This is a genomic window from Hymenobacter sp. 5317J-9 (genome assembly GCF_022921075.1).
In the GTDB taxonomy this organism is placed as follows: Bacteria; Bacteroidota; Bacteroidia; order Cytophagales; family Hymenobacteraceae; genus Hymenobacter.
This window is the reverse complement of the sequence record NZ_CP095050.1, coordinates 1,273,398-1,294,768: the sequence shown is the minus strand read 5'-3', so window position 1 is coordinate 1,294,768 and position 21,371 is coordinate 1,273,398. Positions and strand designations below refer to the sequence as shown.

General features: G+C 63.4%; 18 protein-coding genes. 7 read left to right on the top strand and 11 right to left on the bottom strand.

What is annotated here, in order from left to right:
• Positions 1-61: 61 nt before the first annotated feature.
• Positions 62-1,018 (bottom strand): bestrophin family ion channel, encoded by a 957-nt coding sequence (locus MUN81_RS05275; RefSeq protein WP_245115648.1) that lies wholly within the window; start codon positions 1,016-1,018, stop codon positions 62-64.
• A 77-nt stretch (positions 1,019-1,095) separates the two neighbouring features.
• Entirely contained in the window at positions 1,096-1,518 is a 423-nt protein-coding gene (locus MUN81_RS05270; protein WP_245115642.1) for a RidA family protein, read from the bottom strand.
• A gap of 172 nt (positions 1,519-1,690) precedes the next feature.
• On the opposite strand from MUN81_RS05270, the gene MUN81_RS05265 reads away from it, so the two are divergent.
• From MUN81_RS05265 to MUN81_RS05255, 3 genes are all read left to right on the top strand, one after another.
• Entirely contained in the window at positions 1,691-2,503 is an 813-nt protein-coding gene (locus tag MUN81_RS05265; protein WP_245115640.1) for an energy transducer TonB, read from the top strand.
• A gap of 57 nt (positions 2,504-2,560) precedes the next feature.
• Complete coding sequence (locus MUN81_RS05260; RefSeq protein ID WP_245115637.1) at positions 2,561-4,060, top strand: diadenylate cyclase; 1,500 nt, start codon at positions 2,561-2,563, stop codon at positions 4,058-4,060.
• A 65-nt stretch (positions 4,061-4,125) separates the two neighbouring features.
• On the top strand, positions 4,126-4,440 hold the full coding sequence (locus MUN81_RS05255) for a hypothetical protein (RefSeq protein WP_245115634.1): 315 nt from the start codon (positions 4,126-4,128) through the stop codon (positions 4,438-4,440).
• A 15-nt stretch (positions 4,441-4,455) separates the two neighbouring features.
• Here MUN81_RS05255 and MUN81_RS05250 read toward each other — a convergent pair whose 3' ends face one another.
• The 8 genes from MUN81_RS05250 to MUN81_RS05215 form a co-directional block, all read right to left on the bottom strand.
• Positions 4,456-4,950 (bottom strand): DUF4442 domain-containing protein, encoded by a 495-nt coding sequence (locus MUN81_RS05250; protein ID WP_245115633.1) that lies wholly within the window; start codon positions 4,948-4,950, stop codon positions 4,456-4,458.
• 143 nt (positions 4,951-5,093) lie between these two features.
• Positions 5,094-7,073 carry a DUF3857 domain-containing protein gene (locus MUN81_RS05245; protein ID WP_245115631.1) on the bottom strand — a complete coding sequence of 660 codons (1,980 nt, stop codon included), beginning with the start codon at positions 7,071-7,073 and terminating at the stop codon, positions 5,094-5,096.
• A 156-nt stretch (positions 7,074-7,229) separates the two neighbouring features.
• Complete coding sequence (locus tag MUN81_RS05240) at positions 7,230-9,167, bottom strand: transglutaminase domain-containing protein (protein WP_245115629.1); 1,938 nt, start codon at positions 9,165-9,167, stop codon at positions 7,230-7,232.
• Positions 9,168-9,237: 70 nt separating this feature from the next.
• Positions 9,238-12,537, bottom strand: coding sequence for a tetratricopeptide repeat protein (locus MUN81_RS05235; RefSeq protein ID WP_245115627.1), 3,300 nt, complete (start codon positions 12,535-12,537; stop codon positions 9,238-9,240).
• Positions 12,538-12,649: 112 nt separating this feature from the next.
• A complete protein-coding gene (locus tag MUN81_RS05230; RefSeq protein WP_245115625.1) occupies positions 12,650-13,204 on the bottom strand; it encodes a PPC domain-containing DNA-binding protein in 555 nt (184 codons plus the stop codon).
• Positions 13,205-13,242: 38 nt separating this feature from the next.
• Positions 13,243-14,466 (bottom strand): hypothetical protein, encoded by a 1,224-nt coding sequence (locus MUN81_RS05225; protein ID WP_245115623.1) that lies wholly within the window; start codon positions 14,464-14,466, stop codon positions 13,243-13,245.
• Entirely contained in the window at positions 14,463-15,203 is a 741-nt protein-coding gene (locus MUN81_RS05220; protein ID WP_245115621.1) for a hypothetical protein, read from the bottom strand. Before MUN81_RS05220 ends, MUN81_RS05225 begins: the two co-directional genes overlap by 4 nt.
• A 138-nt stretch (positions 15,204-15,341) precedes the next feature.
• Positions 15,342-15,914, bottom strand: a complete 573-nt coding sequence (locus MUN81_RS05215; RefSeq protein WP_245115619.1) for an RNA polymerase sigma factor — start codon at positions 15,912-15,914, stop codon at positions 15,342-15,344.
• Positions 15,915-16,032: 118 nt separating this feature from the next.
• Here MUN81_RS05215 and MUN81_RS05210 point away from each other — a divergent pair, with 118 nt between their 5' ends.
• From MUN81_RS05210 to MUN81_RS05195, 4 genes are all read left to right on the top strand, one after another.
• Positions 16,033-16,608: a hypothetical protein gene (locus MUN81_RS05210; RefSeq protein ID WP_245115617.1), complete on the top strand. Its 576-nt coding sequence runs from the start codon at positions 16,033-16,035 to the stop codon at positions 16,606-16,608.
• Between the two features lie 100 nt (positions 16,609-16,708).
• Positions 16,709-17,779 (top strand): NAD-dependent epimerase/dehydratase family protein, encoded by a 1,071-nt coding sequence (locus MUN81_RS05205; RefSeq protein ID WP_245115616.1) that lies wholly within the window; start codon positions 16,709-16,711, stop codon positions 17,777-17,779.
• Positions 17,780-17,800: 21 nt separating this feature from the next.
• Positions 17,801-18,871 carry an NAD-dependent epimerase/dehydratase family protein gene (locus tag MUN81_RS05200; RefSeq protein ID WP_245115614.1) on the top strand — a complete coding sequence of 357 codons (1,071 nt, stop codon included), beginning with the start codon at positions 17,801-17,803 and terminating at the stop codon, positions 18,869-18,871.
• The gene (locus MUN81_RS05195) at positions 18,868-19,608 is read left to right on the top strand and encodes a glycosyltransferase family 2 protein (protein ID WP_245115611.1); all 741 of its coding nucleotides are present in this window, start codon (positions 18,868-18,870) and stop codon (positions 19,606-19,608) included. Before MUN81_RS05200 ends, MUN81_RS05195 begins: the two co-directional genes overlap by 4 nt.
• Before the next feature lie 75 nt (positions 19,609-19,683).
• On the opposite strand, the gene MUN81_RS05190 is transcribed toward MUN81_RS05195, so the two are convergent.
• Entirely contained in the window at positions 19,684-21,288 is a 1,605-nt protein-coding gene (locus MUN81_RS05190; protein WP_245115609.1) for an aldehyde dehydrogenase family protein, read from the bottom strand.
• Positions 21,289-21,371: the final 83 nt, after the last annotated feature.

The following is a 21,371-nucleotide window of genomic DNA, read 5'->3' as shown; positions in this document are numbered from 1 at the left end:
AGATGCTTCGACTGCGCTCAGCATGACGTTCTGTTTTGTCGGCTCTTACGGCCGCCAGCCGCTAGTACAGCACGTCATTAACGGCCTCAATCTTGGCGGGAAGCTCGGTTTCGCCCAGCAACTCGCGCAGGTCGATTTCGATGCTGCGGCAGATGGACGTCATGGGCACGTCGTTCATCTCGTTTTCGAAAGGATTTTCGCTGGTGTGGCCCACCAGTTCGATGGTGTTGAACACCCCCGACACGACCACCGCAAACGGCACCATGAGCCAGATGTGGCCCGGGCCCATTTTGGCGAACTCGGCCACCAGCCCCAGCGGCAGCACCACCGCAAACACCCACACGAACACGAAGCTATAGAAAGCATATTGCCGCGGAAACGGCGTGTTCTTGATGCGCTCGCAGCCGCCCTGGGCGTTGAACAGGTCCTGAATGGTGTCCATCAGGGCCACGTGGCGGAATTCGGTGAGCAGGCCGCGCTGGTGCAGCTGGCGCAGCTCGTTGCTTTGCTGGCGCAGCAGGTGCGTGGGCGGGTTGCTGAGACGGCGCACGTCGGCGTCCTCGGCAGGGTCGAGGAAGGGCGCTACGTCGGTGTCCCAGAACTCGGCGGTTTGGCGGCGCAGGTGCAGGCGCAGGGCGTTGGTCCAGGCCAGGTGGCGGTACACCAGGCGCCGGTGCAGGCGGCGCAGGTCGACGTCGGGCGCCAGCGGGTCGTCGCCGCCGGACGCTTCCACAAAGTCGAACGCTCGAATGCTCCAGGTTCGGCTCAGGTTCACAATGGAGCCCCACAGCTGCCGGCCTTCCCAGAAACGGTCGTAGCTGCCGTTGTTTTTGAAGCCGATGTAGAAGGCCACGGCCGCCCCCAGCGTGGCCACTGGCGCCCACGGAATATCAATCCAGTGCGCCCCGCCAAACTCGTAGAGCAGGCAGATAACCGAGTCGTAGATGGTGAACAGCAGCAGGCTGCGCCACACCAGGCGCCATACCACACCGAAGCGTATGTTTTTCCGAACGTACATGCAAAGTCAATAGTGATTTGGCTATGCATACGGAAGCCGGCCCGTTATGTCGAGCTTATCGGGGCCGGCCAGCGTCTTTACCCCGGGCTGCCCAGGGCCGCGATGCACTTCAGCTCGATGGCAATGGGCGTGGGCAGGCAGTTGATTTCGAGGGTGGTGCGGCAGGGCTGGGCGGTGGCAAAGTACTCGGCGTAGAGGCGGTTGTAGACTGGAAAGTCGTCCTTCATGTTGGTCAGGAACACGGTCACGTCTACCAGGTCGTCCCACTGCGCGCCGGCTTCTTCCAGGATGTAGCGCACGTTCTGAAACACGGCGTGGCACTGGCTCTCGAAGTCGTATTGCAGGATGTTGCCGTCCTCGTCGACCTCGACGCCGGGAATGGCTTTCTGGCCGCGCTGGCGCGGGCCCACGCCGGAGAGAAACAGCAGGTTGCCCACGCGGCGGGTGTAGGGATAGGCACCCACGGGTTCGGGGGCGCGGGAGGGCTGGGGCTCGGTCATGGCGGGGGAGGAAACGGGTGGGAACAAGGGCGAAAGTAACCGTTGCGCGCAGCGCAAGCCATGATAAATGACGCAAATGGCAAGGTTTTTTCAGATGGCTGCGTTCTGAGTATCGTTATTTGCACACATTATTCCTGAATTTATCCATCAGCTTGTCCTCACGTTCATCGGTATGAAACGCTTTCTTCCTCTACTGCTCAGCTGCCTGGTGGGCTTCGGTGCCCACGCCCAAAAGCTCAAGATGCCGCCCAAGCCTTCGGCCACCACCGTGTATGACTCAGTGGCCCAGCCGGCCGTGCCCCTTGGCGGCACCGAGAAATACGCCCAGTTCCTGGCCGACCACCAGAAATACCCGGCCGCCGCCATGCAGAAGGGCATTCAGGGCACCGTAAAAGTGAGTTTTATAGTGGAAAAAACCGGCACCGTGAACGAAGTGAAGGTGGAAAACCCGCTCTCGCCGGAGCTCGACGCCGAGGCCATCCGCCTCATCAAAAGCGGCCCGAAATGGACGCCGGCGCGGCACCATCGCAACGAAGTGGTGCGCCAGCGCGTGGTGGTACCGGTGTCGTTTGTGATGTCGCCGGGCAGCACCACCACCATTACCACCAAGGGCAAAACCACGTCCATTGCCGCGCCCGCGGCCGACATCGCCGCCTCGGCCAACCCCAATGTGCGGGCCGTGGTGGCCCCCGACCGCCCCACCCAGCCCGTGGGCGGCACCCAGGCTTTCTTCGACTGGATTGAGAAAAACCAGAAATACCCCCTGCTGGCCAAGCAGCGCAAGATTCAGGGCAAGGTAATGGTCGAATTCATGGTGCAGCCCGACGGCAGCCTGACCGACATGCGGGTGGTGAAAAAGATGGGTTCCGGGCTCGACGAAGAGGCCCTGCGGCTCATCAAGACCGCGCCCAAGTGGGAGCCGGCCATGTTTCAGGGCAAGCCCATCAAACAAAAGATGCTGCTGCCCGTCTTGTTTCAATTGTAAGGCCTTCTTCCCGGCGCCGCGGAGGGGAGCTTTTCGCTCACCGCTTGTTGTGTAGTCATGACGCCCACCCTCGCCCCTGCTCCCACCCTCCTCTGGCCCTACCAAACGCGCTACCACCGCGCCGCCCAAACCCTGGCGCACGACCTGTTTTCGGCCCTCGACGAAGACCTGCAGCCCCACGTGGTGCTGCTGGCCCTGCCCACCAACCCCGACCTGCCCGCCCGCTGCCTCGAACCCACCGACTGCGACCTGCCCGCCGACGCCTTCGTGGGCACCGTGGCGCGCGGCCGCGTCATTCAGCTCACCACTCCGCGCCCCTACTCCGAGCGCAACGACGTGACCCCGGCCATGATTCGGCGCAAGCACGAAGGCATGGGCGTGCGCGATGCCGTGCAGGAAGTGCTGGACGCGCTGGACGAGCACGCCGTTTACCAGCACTTTGCCGGCTGGCCGGTCGAAATCAACGGGTATTTTGTGGCCACGGTGCTGCGCCTGCAGCGCAAACCGCTGCGGGCTTACCCGTCGCTGCGCCCGCACCGCTTCTATACCGACGGCCGGCCGCTAGCGCCCTCGCTGCTGGTGGCGGCCATGTACCGCTTCAACGAAGAAAGCGTGAAGGCCCTGACCGAGGCCGAGCCCGGGGCCAGCATCTTCACCCGCCCCCGCGAAAGCGAGGAATTGCTGCGCAGCGCCGGCAAGGCCCTGCTCGACACGCCTGCCCAGGCCCTGGGGCTGGACCCCGCCGCCGCCACGCTCTTTGCCACCTGCAACACCATCAGCAGCCTGCGCTACGAGGGCGCCGAGGGCGTGGGCAAGCTGCTGCTGGCCCGCCGCGGCCACCCCAACATCGAGGAAATCTTTGCCCTCACCTGCCCCACCGACCTCACCGACTACCGGGCCGTGCGCAAGCTGCTGGAGATGACCACGCCCGACGTGCACCTGCTCGCCGACGGCGAAAACGTGTACGCCCTGGGCCGCCTCACCGGCAAGTACGACGCCGAGCGCGAAGATTTGTTCACCATCAGCTTCGTGACGCACTACGCCTGGGAGCTGCAGCACGACGGCCACGTGCTGCTGCGCTCGCACTACGGCCTGCCCGGCCTGCCCCGCACCCGCCTCAACCGCACCAGCTTCCGCAAGGCCCTCAAGCGCACCTTCGCCCTCGTCGACCACACCAAAGTGGAGCGCCTTTGGGACGTAGTACTCGAAGCCAGCCGCCAGAAGCACGGCACCCTATTGGTCATCACCACAGAAGCCCTGGCCGAAGCCGACCGCCTCAAGCTGCAATGCACGCTGATTGAGCCGGTGCCCCTCACGCCGCTCATCACGCGCCTCGTCACCAGCATCGACGGCGCCGTGCTGCTCGACCCGGAAGGCTACTGCTACTCCATCGGCGTCATTCTCGATGGCCGCGCTTCGGGCCGCGGCGACAGCACCCGCGGCGCCCGCTACAACTCGGCCCTGCGCTACGTGGAAAGCTCGGACTACCCCTGCCTGGCCGTGGTGGTGAGCGAAGACGGATTGGTGGATGTCATTACGTCGGAGAAGGAGTTGTAGCTTCGCGAATAGCCGATACCGCCCGGCCCTTACTCATCCTGCGTAGTTCACAAGCCGCTGCTGTCATGACCGATACGCTTACATTTCCTGCATGGGTGCGCCTTGTCAAGCTGCAAGCCTGCGCTGATGCGCAACATCCGGACAAAATTCGCAACGGGTTTTCCTGCTACGGGCTGGCACCGCTCGCCCCGGCAATCGGCCGGCGGTTCGAGTTGTTCGAAGACGAACACAAGGGCCGGCGGGTAATCAGCACGTCTTCGGTTCGTGAACGGCTGAACCCTTGGCTTTTTATGACCCGCAACAGCTTCTACCTCATTGAGACGGTGGAGGCCCCCACGGAAGCCGAGGTGCTGGCCGAAGTGCTCGACGCCGCTTATTAAAGGGCGACTCATCCATTATTTTTTGGCCCGAAACGACCACGTGAGCCGGAACACGGCCACCACGTCGCCGGCCTCGTCCACGCCGGTGCTCACGCATTCTACCACACGGCCTTCGCCGGTGGCGCGGCTTTCGGCAACGGCTTCGGCGATGCGCGGCCCGTCGGGACAGGTGAAAGTGATGAGGCCGACGGCCTTCTTGGTGAAATCGCCCTGCAGGCTCACCACCAGCATCGAAACCGGCCCGCCGGCCTGCACGTGCATCATGGCCTGAATGCCGCTGGCAAACTCCGCCGCCATGGCCAAACAGGCGAAATAGAGGCTGCGAAACGGGTTTTGCGTGAGGTATTTGTAGCGAATGGTGACCGTGGCCGACTCCGGCGTGAGCTGCGTGAGGCGCAGGCCGGCCAGCCACGCCATGGGCAGCTTCCGCATCAGGAAGAGCCGCAGCTTCATCGGGTTCAGGACCTGGCGGCGGAAGTCGGCAGCTTTGGGGGTGTCGGCGGTGGGCATGGCTAGCACGTTGATGAATGCCTAAAGAACGTCATGCTGAGCTTGTCGAAGCATCTCGCGTGTTGTGGTAACTGATTACTGCTGCACGCGAGATGCTTCGACAAGCTCAGCATGACGTTCGTTTTCTGTAAGTAAGCGGGAAGCTAACTCTTCTTGTCCAGCACCAGCACCACTTTGTTCCAGTTGGCGGAGGCGTTCACCACGGCGCGGAAGGACTCAAAGTCGGCTTTGGGCCAGCGGATTTGGCGGTAGTTTTCGTCCACAGTCACGGTCACGGTCTGGCCCTGCTGCACGTAGGAGGACTTGAAGTCATAATCCGGCTTGGCCGCGTCGCCGCCGGCTTTCACGTCCACGTTCAGGTCGTTGAGGTTGCGCACGGTGTAGCCGGCCGGCACGTCGAAGCGGATGGTGCGCAGGTAGCGGCGGTTGTTATCATTTTCCACGTCGAATTGCCGCTCTTCCTTCTGGTACAGTTCGGTTTGCGGGCCCAGCAGCGTGCCGATTTTGAAGAGGTAGCGCGGGCCAGCCTTGTCAAGCAACGACGGCGAATCGAGCTGGCCTTCGATGATAAAAGGCTTATCGAGCGGGCTGATGCCGCGCTCCACGTTGCGCACAGTTGTTTTCTGGAAATTGGTGGCATCGGCCACCACGCCCTTTTGCAGCTGCTGCATGAGTTCGGCGCGCTTGGCTTCCGGAATCATGGCCCAGAAAGGCTGAATTTGCAGGGCTGGGTAGCCGCCCAACGTCTGGCGCAGTTGCAGGGTGCTGTTGCTCAGGTCGGGCGAGAAAGCTACGGTTATGTCAATATTCTGCGGGCTTTTGTCGGCATCCAGAGCCGGAATTTCCTTCACCTTGCCCACTGCCGATTCGATGGTGCCCAGGGTCACGCCCTTGATGAACAAGCCGGAATTAGCCGTCCACTCCGCGGGTAGCATGCCGTAGCGGTAATCGGGCCGGCCGGGCGCCAGATACTGCCCGGTGCCGGGGAAGTAGAGCGCGAAATTGTCGAGGTAATCCCAGGTATCAAAGGTGCCGTCGAAGGGGTTGGTGGCACGGCTGCTGGTCACCACCAGTTCGTAGTCGATGCCCAGCGTGCGGTAGATGGCCGCCAGCAAGTGCACAAAGCCGCCTTCCGGCGCGTTGTGGGTGGCCACCACCTGGGCCAGGGCCGGGCTGGCGTTTTCGTCGAGGTTGAAATTCAGCTTCACGTAGTTTTCGGCCGCGGCAATGCGCTCGGGCAGCGGGCCGGCGGTGGGCAGCTTAGCCACGGCCAGCACCTTGGCCACGGCCTTCACGTCGTCTTTGCTCAGCGAGGTCATGTTGCGATATACAAACTGGCTGGCATCGGCCCAGGTAAACTGGCGCACCTGGCCCTTGTTGGCCATGTAGGCCAGCTTGTAGTGCACGCGCATGCGCTGGGCCTGCACGTTGGCAAAGGCTTCTTCGCGCAGGGCGGGCACCGATTTCAACACCAATCGTAGGGCACGATGGCCGGCCATGGTGGTGTCGACGGTCACCGCCGGGCCGTGGTACACGCGGGCTTCAAAGGTCAGCGCCTCGGGCGAAATCAGCTCAAACACCACGTCGCGGGCGTCGGTTTCGGTTTGCAGCACCTCGTAGCCAAAATGGTTGAAGTTGCGCTCTCTGGTGTAAAAGTATTCCACCTCGCTGCCCTTTTCCACGCCGTCCACCGCAAACACGCGGAAGCCGCGGCCGCCTTCCTGGTCCTTTAGCTCCTTCATGTCGGCGGCTTTCACCTCGTGCACCTCGCCGCGCGGGCTGATGGTGCGCGCCTTGATGTCGACCGGCGCGCCCGATTCCAGCACCGGCACCACAATTTTATTAAACCGCTCGATGCCGTCGGAGGAATTGACGCGCACAATGCGGTGCTCGGTGGTGAACAGGCGCAGGCCTTTTTGCGCCTTGTCGTAGTAGTACTCCAGGCTGGTGAAATCGCGCAGGATAATGGCCGGCAAGTCCGCCTCTTCCTTCGAAACAGGCAAGCGGGTTTTGCGCGACACGTCCCAGTTGTAGCCGGCGTGCACGAGGTCGGGCGGCAGGGTTTGGGCCGGGACCGAAGCGGCGAAAATCAGCAGAAAGAGAGCGAGGAGGAAGGGGCGCATTAGGTAGGATGGTTGTCAGTTTTTTTGTCGTTCTGGTGTAGCGCCTCACCCCCGGCCCCTCTCCTCAGGGAGAGGGGTGCCAGTCGCAAGAGCAAAACCGGTGCCCCCTCTCCCTGAGGAGAGGGGGTCAGGGGGTGAGGCCCCACGTCAAAACGACTAAGTCTTTTTCTTCTTTAAAATCACCACTTCGCGGTAGGCGCTGCCCAGCTTGTTCACCACCGAGTTCCAGCTGCCAAACTGCTTGGGCTGGAGCAGCAGGTAGTTCACGTACACCTCGCGGTCCTGGATGATTTTGTCGCCCTTGCGCTCGTAGCTCACCTTGAAGCCGAGGGCGTCGCCCTGGGCCTGCACCGTGGGCGGCAGGTAGCTCACCTCGTAGCCGGCGGGCACCACCAGCTCGGTGCGGGTGTGGTCGGTGTGGGCAAACTCGTTGTAGCGCGGCAGCTTGCGCGTGGTCGAGTCGATGCGGTCGGTGGCGTAGGGGCGCTCCAGGCTCAGGTTCACGTACACTTCGTCGTCTACCTGCTGCACGTAGTCCTGCAGGCGGTAGTCGTAGCTGATGCTCAGGGGCTGGTCGCGGGCCTCCAGGTTGGCGATGCTGTATTTGTCGACGAAGAACTTGTTGTTGCCGCGCTCCAGCAGCGCCTTCACGTACTTAGGCTCGGCGGTGCGGTCCAGCCCGTCGAGGCCGTAGCTGTGGTTGACTTTGGTGTAGCCGGCCAGGTTCAGCTTGCCGGTGCCGCGCAGCGTGGTGCCGTCCAGGGTCAGCACGGAGGCGTCGTCGAAGCCGCTGCGGGTTTTGTCCATGGCCGGGATGGGCACCACGAGGCTGTTCTTGGGGTCGAGGCCCAGCAGGCCCTCCTTGCCTTGAATCATGGCCGAGGGCATGCCGTAGGGCGTGTGCTTGCTGGTGGCATCCAGAAACACGTACTGGCCCGGCTTGGGCTCATACGTGGCAATCATGTGGTTGTCCACGCCGGGCGTGGCCAGCTCGGCGTACTTATAGGGCAGGTCGCGGGTGCCCACCCAGGTCAGGTAGGCGGTTTTCACGCCGGCCAGGTGCAACATCTCGTTGGTGAGGTTGGCCATGTCCTTGCAGTCGCCGTAGCGGCGGGCGTACACCAGGCCGGCATCGTGCGGAATGAAGCCGCGCAAGCCCTGCTCGAAGGCGATGTACTTCACGTTGTCCTGCACCCAGTAGTAGATGCGGCGCACCTTTTCCTCTTCCGTTTTGGCGCCCACCACCAGCGAGTCGACGCGGTGCTGCAGGGCCGGACTGGGCTGTCGGTCGATGCGCCGCACGAAATCGGCGTACATGGTATACAGCTCCGGTACGCCGGCCAGCAGCTTGCGCGTCTGCCCGTTCACGGTAGCTTCCTGCACAAAAAACACGATGTGCGGCAGGTAGTAACTGGCCTCGGGGCCGTCGTCTTCGCGCGGCGGACTGGTGAGGTTGTCGGCCGTCCAGCGGTAGATTACCTGGCTGCCTTTTTCTTCCTTGGTGTACTTGATTGGCGTATTCTCGGCATGAAATGTCTTGTAGCCAATGACCACGCCCTTGGGCGCCGTGATGGTCAGTTCGGCGTGCTTCACGGGCACGTAGGAGCCCACGAAAAACGGCATCACGAAGCGGGCGTCCACGTGCTTCACCGTGTAGTCGGTGATGGTGCGGGCACCCGGCGCCACGGCCGGAAACGAGAACGAAGTCGACCGGGTGTCATCAAAAAACACCCCCGATTGAATCTCAAACTTGTCCTTAAAATCCGTCACCTTCACAGCTTTGAACTTGTCGCCGTTGGGCACCATGGTGCGGGCTTCCAGCTTCTGCAGGCGGTTGAAGTGCGAGCTGAACACCCGGTCGTTGGCGTAGGCGCCCGACTGCTCGTCGAGGTGCAGCATGTCGGCGTGGTGCTTGGCCAGCACTTGCACCGAATCGTTGCGGATTTCGACGGTCAAATCCTGGCGCATCTCCAGGTACACGGCTTTTTCGCCGGGGTACTGCTTTTTCATCTCGGCCACTTGCGCAGGGGCCTGTGCCTGGGCAGCCAGGCCCGCGAGCAGCAGTAGCGGCAGGAATACAGTAGAGGAATACATGAAAAGAGAATAACGATTGAATAATTGGGTATCAAGCTCCTACAAGGTACAAACGGAACGCCGGTCGGCCCTATTTGGTATCGTACACCATGAGGTTCCAGTAGTTCTCGGTGCGCTGGGGCTTGCCGGCGGCGTCAAAGTAGATAGTGGGGCCGCGGCGCTCGCCGCTGCGGTAGGTTTCTTCACGCTCCAGGGTGCCGTCGGGGCGGTAGTAGCGGCAGCGGCCGTGCAGTTCGCCGTGCAGGTAGTTTTCCTCCTCCATGCGCTTGCCGCCGGGGTAGAAGCTTTCCAGCAGGCCCGTGCGCAGCCCTTTGGCAAACGCGGTGCGCCGGAACACCTCGCCCGAAGCGTAGTAGTAGATGGCCGGGCCGGTGGCCTGGTTGTGGTCGAAGCTTTCCGAAGCGGCGGGCTTGCCATTGGCAAAGACCACGGCAATGGTGCCGGTCTGATTGGCCAGCGGCTGGAAGGCCGCGCCCTCGCCCGGCCCGCGGAAGCTCACCAGGGAGCCATAGTCGTAGGTTTTCTCTTCCAGCAGCTCGCCGGCGGGGTTGTAGCGCTTGCTGCTGCCGTGCAGGTTGCCGCCGTCGTAATGCTCCACAATGGCCACCTGGCCGTTGGGGAAGTAATACGTCCACTCCCCTTCTTCCTCGCCGGCGCGGTAGCTGCCCTTGCGCCGCAGCTGGCCGTTGGCGTAGTAGCTGAGCCACTCGCCTTCGGGCCGGCCGTCGCGGTACTCGCCCACGCGGTCGGGCTTGCCGTTGGCGAAGGTGGCCCGGTAGGTCCCGTGGCGGCGGCCGCTCACCTGCCCAAACGACGACTCGGTGCTGCCATCGGGCCGGAACCATGCGGAGGGGCCGTTGCTGCTGTAGCAGGTCAGGGCCGCGCGGTACAGGGGCTTGCCGCTGGGGTAGCGCAGGTTGATTTCCTTGCTGTCGGGCTTGAGCTCCACGCGGCTCAACTCCTTGCCCACCGAGTCGAAGGTGACGATGCGGCGCAGGGTGCCAAACTCGTTCAGGCGTTCCTGGGTGAGCTTGCCGCCGGGCTCGAAGCTGCGCGACGGGCCATTTAGCTCGCCTTTGAAGTACTCGTATTCCTCGCTCACGCGGCCGTCGGCGTAGTAGTCTTTCCAAGGGCCGTGGCGCTCACCAGCCAGGTAGTAGCCGGTGCTGGCGGGCTGCCCGTCGAGGGTATACTGCTCGTAATAGCCGTCTTCTTGGCCATCGGCCCCGAAGCGGGTGCGGCGCTGCAGCTGCCCACCGCGGTAGTAGAATTCGGAAGTGCCAATTTTGGTGCCTTTGTCGTCATAGTGCGCGATTTCGCGCACGCCGCCGTCGGGGTAGAACCATTTCCACTCGCCGGCCATCTGCCCGTCCACAAACGCGCCCTCCGAAGCTTTGCGGCCCTTGGCGTCAAGGCCCTGCATGGGCACGCGGCCTTTCTTTACGGGCTGGTCCACCACGGCTTTGCCGGCCTGGTCGAAGTAGCGAATGCGCACCACGCGGCCGTGGACATACTCGGTGTCGGCGTAGAGGTGGCCGGTTTCGTCGTAGTCGTGGTACACGCCGTGAAACTCGCCGGCTTCGTCGTAATTCTTTTCCGCGTTCGGCTTGCCGTTGAGGTAGAAGCTGCGCCAGGTGCCCACGCGCTTGCCGTGGGCGTAGCGGCCCTCCTCGCTCACCGCGCCCGTGGGGTGGTATTCGGTGTACGGGCCGTCGTGCTCGTCCTTGTCGTTAGCGCCTTTGTTGAGCGGCGTTTTGTCGGCGTAGAAGGTGGTGAACGTACCCTGCTTCACGCCGTTGGCGTAGGTGGTGGTGTACTGCAGGGTGCCGTCCTGAAAGAAGCCTTCTTCCAGGCCGTCTACTTTGTCGTTGTGCAGGGTAGCGCGCAGGCGCAGCTGGCCGTTGTCGTAGTAAGTAGCGTAGGGCCCCTCCAGGTTGCCGGCCTTGAAGGTGCGGCTGCCGGTGCGGGCGCCGCACTCGTTATAGGTGGTCAGCAGGCCATCAATTTTGTCGCTCTTGTAATTGATGTCGTACGACGGCTGGCCGTTGAGGTGGAACTCGCGGGCCAGGCCTTCGCGCTGGCCCTGGTCGTTGTAGATGAACGTTTTTTCCACCGTGCCGTCGGGGCGCAGCACTTTCCAGGGGCCCACCCGCTGGCCGGCCGCGTTGAAGCGCCCCATGGCATCGACGGCGCCTTGGCTGGTGAGCGAAATCCAGTCGCCGGTCGATTTGAACTTGCCTTTCTCGTTCACACCGGCCCCGAGGCCGTCGGGCTTGCCGTCGCCGTTGAACCAGGCATCCAGGCGTTGCCCGGCCGGGCCGCCCACCACCTGCTGGCGCAGGCGCAGGTTCATCAGGGCGGGCACGGCCGCGTTTAGCATGGCTTGCACCTTGGCCTTGTTGCTTTTCACCCACGGCGCGCCCTTGGCCTCGTCGGCCGATTGGAGGATGAGGTAGGTGAAGGGCGTCAGGTTGTCGTCTTTGCGAAGCGTGGCCACCATGGGCCCGTAGGCCCGCACCCAGAAGTCATCGGCGGCCCCTTCCGTCGGAAATTTCTCCACCAGCAGCTGGGTTTGCTTCACCACCGCGGCCTGGAATTTCACCTTCGACACGTACTCCTTTTGCAGGGCCACCTTGCTTTCCAGCAGCTGGTCCAACTCCGCAAACGCGGCGTTGGGTGCCACCGGCTTCACTTTTTCGTTGTCTTCCACCACGGCCACGCCCTGCGACAGGCGCTCGGCCTGCACCAGCACGTTGTGTCCGGCCGGGCTAGCGTCGGTGAGGGCCAGGTAAGTCAGCCAGCTGATGAGGGCGTGCGCGGTCTGGCCCTGGCGGGCGGCGGCCACGGCCAGCATGCGGTGCGAGTTGGGGTGCGTCGGGTTGAGTTCGGCGCTGTGCTGCAGGCTGGCCAGGGCCTCGGCCGTGCGGCCCTGCTGCAGGTAGGTGACGCCTTGGTTGTAATACAGGTTCTGATTGTAGGGAAACAGCTGCAGGCCCTGCTTGAAAGTGGCCAGTGCGGCGTCAATCTGCTTCAGCTCCTCTTGGGCGTTGGCCAGGGTGTTGTAAGTGACGGGCTCGAAGGGATTGAGGGCAATAGCGCGCTTGGCGGCGGCCACGGCTTCTTCGTTTTTGCCCGAGGCGTAGCAGCTCAGCGCCAGCTCGCTTTGGGCGATGGCGTAGGAAGAGTCGCCGGGCGTCACGGCCTGGTACTTGGCAATGGCACCGGCGAAGTCCTCCTTGTCGTGCAAGGCCACGCCTTCGTTCACCAATTGGCCCGGCTTGGGCAGGGTGGCGGGGGTTTGCTGACCCATCCCGAGCAGGGGGGCCGCCACGAGCAGTGCCAACGAGGCCCCGCGGGTAACAGTAGACATAACGACGATGAAGGAAAACAGAGAAGGCAACTTCTCGGCCTCCGGCCGTAGCAGCGGCGCCTACAGTACCACAAGTATAAGCATGTGCCGCTATGCCTTCATCTTCAGTTCATCATTTTTTTGGCTGGGCCCGGCTTTTTTTCGCGGGCTCCAAAATCGGCTCCTTTTTAAGCTCGACCGTAGGCCGCACCACCAGTTCCTGGTAGCCAAACGTAGGGTCGGTTTCACGCCGAAATTCCAGCTCGGGCAACTCGTTCAGCACAATTTCGGCGGTGGTGTACACGCGGCACCCGTCCAGCAAATGCCCGCCGATGGTGCGCCCCGTACTGTCGGAAACGGCCAGGTGCAAGTGCGAGCCGTTGGTAGAAAGCGTGCCCACCAACGACACAATCTCGATATGGCCGCGGTACACGGTGGGGCCCTCCTGGTTGGCCAGCCGCAGCGTGGCCACCGTGAGGCTGCCCACGCACGTCACCATGGCACCCGCCCGGATGTGGTGCGCCTGCGCATACGCCGTCAGGGACTGGCGCAGGTCGTCGCCGGGCCGCAGGCGCAGCGCGTGGGCTTTGGGCGTGGAAGTGTGAGCGGCGTGGGGCACGGCAGGAGCAACTTGGGCCGCGGCGGGGCTGGCCAGCAGGCACAGAAAGATGAAACGAAAGAAATGCATCGTTTCAAAGAACGGCACGCGGCCGCGAAACGCCTCCCCTACCGGCTAAACCGCACCGTGCCGTAGCGCACCTTAATGTTCACATTGCCACAATTGGGGGCCGGCACCGGGCCGCCGAACACGCCCAGCACGTCGCTGGTTTGCGGGCCGTTTTCCTGCGACAGCACGCGCACAGCGCTTTTGTCTACCAGCAGCTGGCCCTGCTCGGTGCTCACGTCGAACCGGAACACCGGCGCTTCGGCAAAGCCCAGCCGAATGGTGCTGAAGCCCCCGTCCAGGTTCACCTGGCGGAAATTAGCACCCATGTCGCGCACCACAAAATCGGGGCAGTAACGCACGGCCATGTCGAGGGCCTCGCCGATTTTGTCAATGGTGAAGCGCGAGTAGCCCGACGAGCCGCGCAGGTTCCGCACGCTGCCCAGGGCCACGTCGCCATACTTGCTGTGCACGGTGAGGTCCTGCACGGTGCCAATGTCGATGTCTGAGTAGTTGTTGCGCAGGTCCACCGTGGTGCCCTGGTCGAGGCGCAGGCGGGCGTAACTGGCGTCGATGCTGGCGCGGCCGGCGAAAGCCACGGTGCAGTCGCCGTTACCGATGCGCAACAAGTTGCGCGGGCCGTCGAGGCGGCCGGTGCGCAGGGCGCCGTAGTCCACGGCCAGCTCGGTGGGGCCGCTGAGGTCGCCGGCAATGCTCACTTCGCCGAAGTTGTTGTGCACGCGCAGCGCCGTGGTGCGGGGCAGCCACACGGTGTAGTTCACCTCGTAGCGGCAGCCGCCGGGCCGCCCGCGCAGAATGGGGCCAAACTGCGTGCTCACGGCCACGCCGCCGGTTTTGGCGTCGTAGTCCAGCCACTGCACGCCCAACGCGTCGAGCACCTGGCGGGCGCCCTGGTCGGTTTCGGAGCGCGCCACCAGTTCGGCTTCTACCTTGATTTCGCGCTTGTTCCAGGGGTTAATCTGCACCCGGCCGTAGCGTGTATCCAGCGAAAACGGCCGGCCCGTCTTGGGCACTGCGTAGCTGCGGCTGAGACGGCGGCGCTGCTCGACCTGCAGCATGGTTTCCTGCTGCTCGGTGGGTTGGTCCTGCAAAGGGTTTTGGGGCCCACCCGAAACAACCTCCACCGCCACAAAGGCCTCAATGGTCAAGCCCTGCGAGCCGAAGCCGGCTTTCTGCACGGCTTGCGCGCGGCCTCCCAACGGCCCCAGCGCCACGAGTAGCGCCGTGGCCAGGGCCAGCCGCCAGGAATAAATCAGGCTTTTCATTCTGAATCGTGGCGGCTGTCGGCCAGCACATACGAGCCCGCGCTGCGGTCTTCGGCGGCGCTGGTGCCCAGGTGCAGCTGCTGGTCCAGAATGTCGAGCCGCACCTGCAGGTTGCGGTTCATGGCCGTGAGCACGGCGTCGGGCTGCGGGTGGTGCAGCAGTTCGGCTTTCAGCTGGCGGTAGCTCGAATCGAGCGACACCAATTCGCGCTGCCAGTCGGCGGTCATGCCGGCGGTGCCGGGGCCGCGCATTTCGGTTAGTTCGCTTTGGCGGCGGGCCAACTGGTTGGTGTAGTAGGCTTCCATGCCGCGCACGGCCCGCACGAGCTGGCTGTCGGCGCCGGTGGTGCGCTCGGCGGCGGCCAGGGCCGTGGGGTTGCCGCCCTGGTACAGAGCCGCATCGGACTCGGCCGAGGCGCTGGTGCTGGTTTGAGGGGTAGCAACGGCCGCCACGGCGGGCGAGGGGGGGTTCGATTTCCAGGCTTCGCTGGCGCCGGCGGCAAATACCAGCAGAGCGAGCGAGGCCGCCACGCCGTAGCGCTGCAACCAGCTGGCCGGCGCCGCAGACGCTTGCGGGGCCAGGGGTTCTTCGGCCAGGTGCAGGGCCGGCGGGGCCAGGGGCTGGCCAAGCTGCTGCTCCAGCGCGGCCCACAGGTCGGGGCGCGGCTCGTGCGCGTCGAAGTCGGCGCGGTGCCGGTCGACGAAGTTTTCTAAAGAATTGGGCTTGTTCGGGTTCATGGATGGTTGCAAACGCACGGTTCGTCCAGGTTCCAAAGGGGCCGCGGGGATAATGGGGTGGCTGCCGCGGCCGAGCGAAAAAGGATGAAGAGTAGTGAGGGAATAAGGATAACGGATGGTAACACGAATGGATGTGGCTTAGCTCAAGCCGCGCTGGGCGGCCAGCTCGCGCAGTCGCACCCGGGCCCGGCTATACTGCGACTTGGAAGTAGACTCGGAAATGCCCAGAATGCCAGCAATTTCGAGGTGGTCGTAGCCTTCGAGCAGGTACAGGCTCAGCACCACGCGGTAGCCGTCGGGCAGCTCCTGAATGCAGCGGCGCAGCACGTCGGCGCGGTAGCTCACGTCGGCTTCTTCCTCGTGCGAGGGGCCGGCGCTTTCGGCGGGCTCGTCGTGGTGCTGCTCGCCCAGGGGCACCAGGGCCAGGCGCCGCTGCCGCAGGCAGTTGATGCTTTTGTTGACCACAATGCGCTTCAGCCACGCTCCGAACGATGAGTCGCCCTTGTAGCTGCTCAGCTCCCGGAAGGCGCTCAGGAACGACTCCTGCAGCACGTCTTCAGCCTCGGCGTAGTCGCCGGTGATGCGCAGGGCCGCGTTGAACATGGCCTTGGCGTAGCGCCGGTAAATTTCGGCCTGGGCCTGGCGGTCGTTCAGGCGGCAGCGCTCCACCAGCGGAGCATTGATGTCAACGTAGGCAACGGCGGCTTCCATGCGCAGAGAAAGACGAAGGGTTGAAGAGCTTAAGCGAGCGAAGGACCCCAATAGCAGGGCCGGGGTTGCAGCCCGGGCGACGGGCCGTAACTTGTTCGCAAATTAACCCTTTTCCACCATGCCTCTGCCTATCCCGTTGCGGTCCTTCGGCCTTTCGCTGCTCACCCTTGGCGCCAGCCTGGCCCTCGGCAGCTGCTCCAAAAGCGACTCGGACGCGTCGTCCAGCCTATTCATCAACTTTGGGCCGGGCGCAGGCCACGACCTGCGCACCGGCACCAACCTGCCCATGGGCCCAACGGACCCCACCGACTGGAAGCTCGACGGCAAGTGGAACACCACGGAGCAAAAGCTTTTTCAGTCGCTGGGGCTCGACCTGAACGGCCCCGTGCAGAACCCCAACAAGATTTACACGGCCGGCTACCCCAACCCCGCCGTTGGGCAATTCCGGTTTTCGTATTCCTCGGCGCAAAACGCGCCCGCGGTGCGCTGCAAAGTGGTGGTCGTGAACCAGGTGTATCAGCCTCTCATCGAGGCTACGTCGCCGGGCCTTTCGCCCAACCAAGAATTTCAGTTTGACATCAGCAGCAGCTCGTTTAAGCGCGGCCAGCTCTACCGGGTGTATTATGTGATGTACAACGGCACCACGCTCTACCACAAAGGCCACGGCGATATCAAGGTCGAAGAGAACCACTGAGCCACGGCATCAAGTACAAGCAGTTGATTGTCAGCGCATAGCAAAACAATCCCGATGCTTTGCGCCCTTTACCCTTAATTTTACAGCATAATCCCTCCGTATGTCTGTAAAATCCCTCCTTATCACCGGTGGCGCTGGCTTTGTGGGCTCGGCCCTGGCCCTGCGCTTCCGCGAAGCCTATCCCGAGTGCCGCATCTTCGCCCTCGACAACCTCAAACGCCGCGGCTCGGAGCTGAACTTGCCCCGCCTGCGCGAAGCCGGCATCGAGTTCGTGCACGGCGACATCCGCAACAAAGAGGATTTCGACGCCCTCCCCGCCGTCGAAGCCGTCATTGAAGCCTCGGCCGAGCCCTCGGTGCTGGCCGGCCTCACCTCGGCCCCGGATTACCTGATTAACACCAACCTGACGGGCACGGTGAACTGCCTGAACTACGCCCGCCAGCACAACGCGGCGTTCGTGTTCCTGTCCACGAGCCGGATTTACCCGATTAACCAAATCGACAAAATCCAGACCGTGGAAGCCGAAACCCGCTTCGAGGTGAGCCCCGAGCAGCCCATTGCCGGCATCTCGCCCGCGGGCCTGGCCGAAGATTTTCCCTTGGAGGGCTACCGCTCGCTCTACGGCGCCACCAAGCTGTGCTCGGAGTACCTGATTCAGGAATACCACCACTTCTACAACATGCGCACGGTGATAAACCGCTGCGGCGTGCTCACCGGCCCTTGGCAGATGGGCAAGGTCGACCAGGGCGTGATTGTGCTGTGGGTGGCCCGCCACTTCTGGAAGCAGCCGCTGGGCTATTTCGGCTTCGGCGGCACCGGCAAGCAGGTGCGCGACATCCTGCACGTCGACGACTTGTTCGACCTGGTGAAATACCAAATTGAGAACCTGGAGCAGGTGAATGGCAAAACTCTGAACGTGGGCGGCGGCCGCGACATCAGCGTGAGTTTGCAGGAATTGACGGCCATTTGCCAACGCGTGACCGGCAATACCGTACCCATCAGCTCGCAGGTCGAAAACCGGCAGGCCGACATCCAGCTCTACCTCACCGACAACGCCCGCGTGACCGAGCTAACCGGCTGGACGCCCAAACGCTCGGCCGAGCAAATTGTAACCGACGTGTACAACTGGCTGCGCGAAAACGAAGCGCAGCTGAAACCCATCCTGGGCTAAAAGGCCTGCATTTTATCTAATATGAAAATCGCACTCATCACGGGGGCCGGGGGCCTGATAGGGTCGGAAGCGGTGGAGTTCTTCGCCGACAAGTTCGACCTGGTGGTCGGCATCGACAACAACCTGCGAAGCTACTTCTTCGGCGAGCAGGCCAGCACCGACTGGAACCGGGCCCGGTTGCAGAACACGTTCGCCAACTACCGCCACCACGCGGCCGACATCCGCGACGTGGAAGCCCTCGGCGACCTCTTCCGCGAGTACGGCGCCGACATTGCCCTGGTGGTGCACACGGCCGCCCAGCCCAGCCACGACTGGGCCGCGCGCGAGCCCTTCACCGACTTCACCGTCAACGCCAACGGCACGCTCAACCTGCTGGAAATGACCCGGCAGCACTGCCCGGAGGCCGTCTTCATCTTCACCTCCACCAACAAGGTGTACGGCGACAACCCGAACTTCCTGCCGCTGGTGGAGCTCGAAACCCGCTGGGAGATTGACGAAGCGCACCCGTATTTCCAGCACGGCATCGACGAGCAGATGAGCATCGACCACACCACGCACTCCTTGTTCGGGGCCAGCAAGGTGGCGGCCGACGTGCTGGTGCAGGAGTACGGCCGCTACTTCGGCATGAAGACGGCCGTCTTCCGCGGGGGCTGCCTCACGGGGCCGCGCCACTCCGGGGCGCAGCTGCACGGCTTTTTGTCGTATTTGATGAAGTGCGCCCTCACCGGGCAGCACTACACCGTCTTCGGCTACAAGGGCAAGCAGGTGCGCGACAACATCCACTCCCACGACCTGGTGAACATGTTCTGGCACTTCTACCAGGCCCCGCGCCCGGGCGGCCAGGTCTACAACGCCGGCGGGGGCCGCTTCGCCAACTGCTCGATGCAGGAGGCCATCGCCCTGTGCGAAACCATCACGGGCAACACAATGAGCTACTCGTACTCGGAGCAGAACCGCGTGGGCGACCACATCTGGTACGTCTCCGACGTGCGCCGCTTCGAGCAGCACTACCCCACCTGGCGGTTTGAGTACGGGCTGACGGCCACGCTGACGCAGATTTTCAACGAGTTGCGGGAGCGCCAGCCGGCATGAAGCTAAGCGTCGTCATTCCGGCCTACAACGAGGAGGAGAGCCTCGGCGAAACGCTGCGCACGCTGCACGCGGCGCTGGCGGCCGAAGGCATCGAGCACGAAATCGTCGTCACCAACGACAACAGCAAGGACAACACCCTGGGCGCGCTCGAAGCCCTGGCGCGGGAAATCCCCACGCTGACGTATTACACCAACGCCGGCCCCAACGGCTTCGGCTACGCCGTGCGCTACGGCCTCGAGCGCTACACGGGCGAGTGCGTGGCCGTGATGATGGCCGACCTCTCGGACGACCCGGCCGATTTGGTGCGCTACTACCGCACGATGGTGGCGGGCAATTACGACTGCGTCTTCGGCTCGCGCTGGATAAAGGGGGGCCGGGTGGTGGACTACCCGGCCCACAAAAAGACGCTCAACCGCGTGGCGAATGCCATCGTCAAGACCCTGTTCCGGCTCAAGTACAACGACTGCACCAACGCCTTCAAGCTCTACCGCCGCCACACCATGGACGGGCTCAAGCCCTTCCTCTCGCCCCACTTCAACCTCACGCTCGAGCTGCCGCTGAAGGCCATCGTGCGGGGCTACTCCTACGCCGTGGTGCCCAACTCCTGGACCAACCGCAAGTACGGCGAGAGCAAGCTCAAAATCAAGGAGATGGGCTCGCGCTATTTCTTCATCATGATGTACTGCCTCATCGAGAAATATTTCTCAAGGGGTGATTTCCGGAAGAAAGAAGCCTGATACAACAGCTTCAGTAAAGCACAAAAAAGCCGCTCAGGATTCTGAGCGGCTTTTTTGTGCTTTACTGAAACGGAATTAGATATCGAACTTGATGCCTTGGGCCAGCGGCAGCTCGGTGCTGTAGTTGATGGTGTTGGTCTGGCGGCGCATGTACACTTTCCAGGCGTCGGAGCCGGACTCGCGGCCACCGCCGGTTTCCTTCTCGCCGCCGAACGCGCCGCCGATTTCGGCCCCGCTCGTGCCGATGTTCACGTTGGCAATGCCGCAGTCGGAACCAGCGGCAGCCAGGAAGGCTTCGGCCTCGCGCATATTCAGGGTGAAGATGCTGCTGGACAGGCCCTGTCGCACGTCGTTTTGCAGCTCAATGGCCTTCTCTACGCCACCGCTGTACTTGATGAGGTAGAGAATGGGCGCGAAGGTTTCTTCCTGCACCGTGTGGTAGTGGTTTTCGACTTCCACCAGCGCGGGCTGCACGTAGTGGCCGCCGTGCAGCTCGGCGCCGCTCAGCACCTGGCCGCCGGTGAGCAATTTGCCGCCTTCGGCCTGCACCTTCTCCAGGGCTTCGCTGAACATCTTCACGGCATCGGCGTCGATGAGCGGGCCCACCAGGGTGCCCTCCTGCAGCGGGTGGCCGATGGGCAGCTTGGGGTAGGTGGCCAGCAGACGGCTTTTCACTTCCTCAAACACGCTGTCTTCGATGATGACGCGGCGGGTGCTGGTGCAGCGCTGCCCGGCCGTGCCCACCGCCCCAAACACGATGGCGCGAATGGCAATGTCGAGGTCGGCGTTTTTGGTCACGATGATGGCGTTATTGCCGCCCAACTCCAGCAGGGCGCGGCCCAGGCGGGCGCCCACTACCTCCCCTACTTTGCGCCCCATGCGGGTGCTGCCCGTGGCCGACACCAGCGGCACGCGCTTATCGGCGGCCATGGCGGCGCCGATGTCGGCCCCGCCCACAATCAGGTTGAACACGCCTTCGGGAATGTCGTTTTCTTCCAGCACCTCGCGGATGATGTGCTGCACGGCCACGGCCGTGAGGGGCGTTTTCTCCGAGGGCTTCCAGATGCTCACGTCGCCGCACACGGCGGCTAGCATGGCGTTCCAGCTCCACACGGCCACCGGGAAGTTGAAGGCCGAAATGATGCCCATCAGGCCCAGCGGGTGGTACTGCTCGTACATGCGGTGCGCCGGGCGCTCCGAGTGCATGGTGAAGCCGTGCAGCTGGCGCGAAAGGCCCACCGCAAAGTCGCAGATGTCAATCATCTCCTGCACTTCGCCCAAGCCTTCCTGCAGGATTTTACCCATCTCGGCGCTCACCAGCTTGCCCAGGGGCTCCTTGTATTCGCGCAGCTTGTTGCCAATCTGGCGCACGATTTCGCCGCGCTTGGGGGCGGGCACCAGGCGCCAGGTCTGGAAGGCTTCCTGCGCGGTTTTGATGACGGTATCGTAGTCTTCGAGGGTGGCGAAGGCCACGCTGGCAATGCGGCGGCCGTCGGCCGGCGCCGTGACGGTGCGGCGCTCGGCATTGGCACTGCCACCCCACTGGCGGCCGGTGCTGTAGGCGGCGTTTTCGGAAGCCACGCCCAGCTGGCGCAGCACGTCCTGAATGCCGTGGGGGTCTTCGTGCGGGTGGGCCACGGTTACGTCGGGCGCGGTGGCTTCTTCGAGGGCTTGCTTCATGGGGAAATTGGGGTGGGATGTTGCGCCGGCAAAGCTACGGCGTGCCACCCAACGAAGCGCTTACTTGCCGGCTACCAACCTCC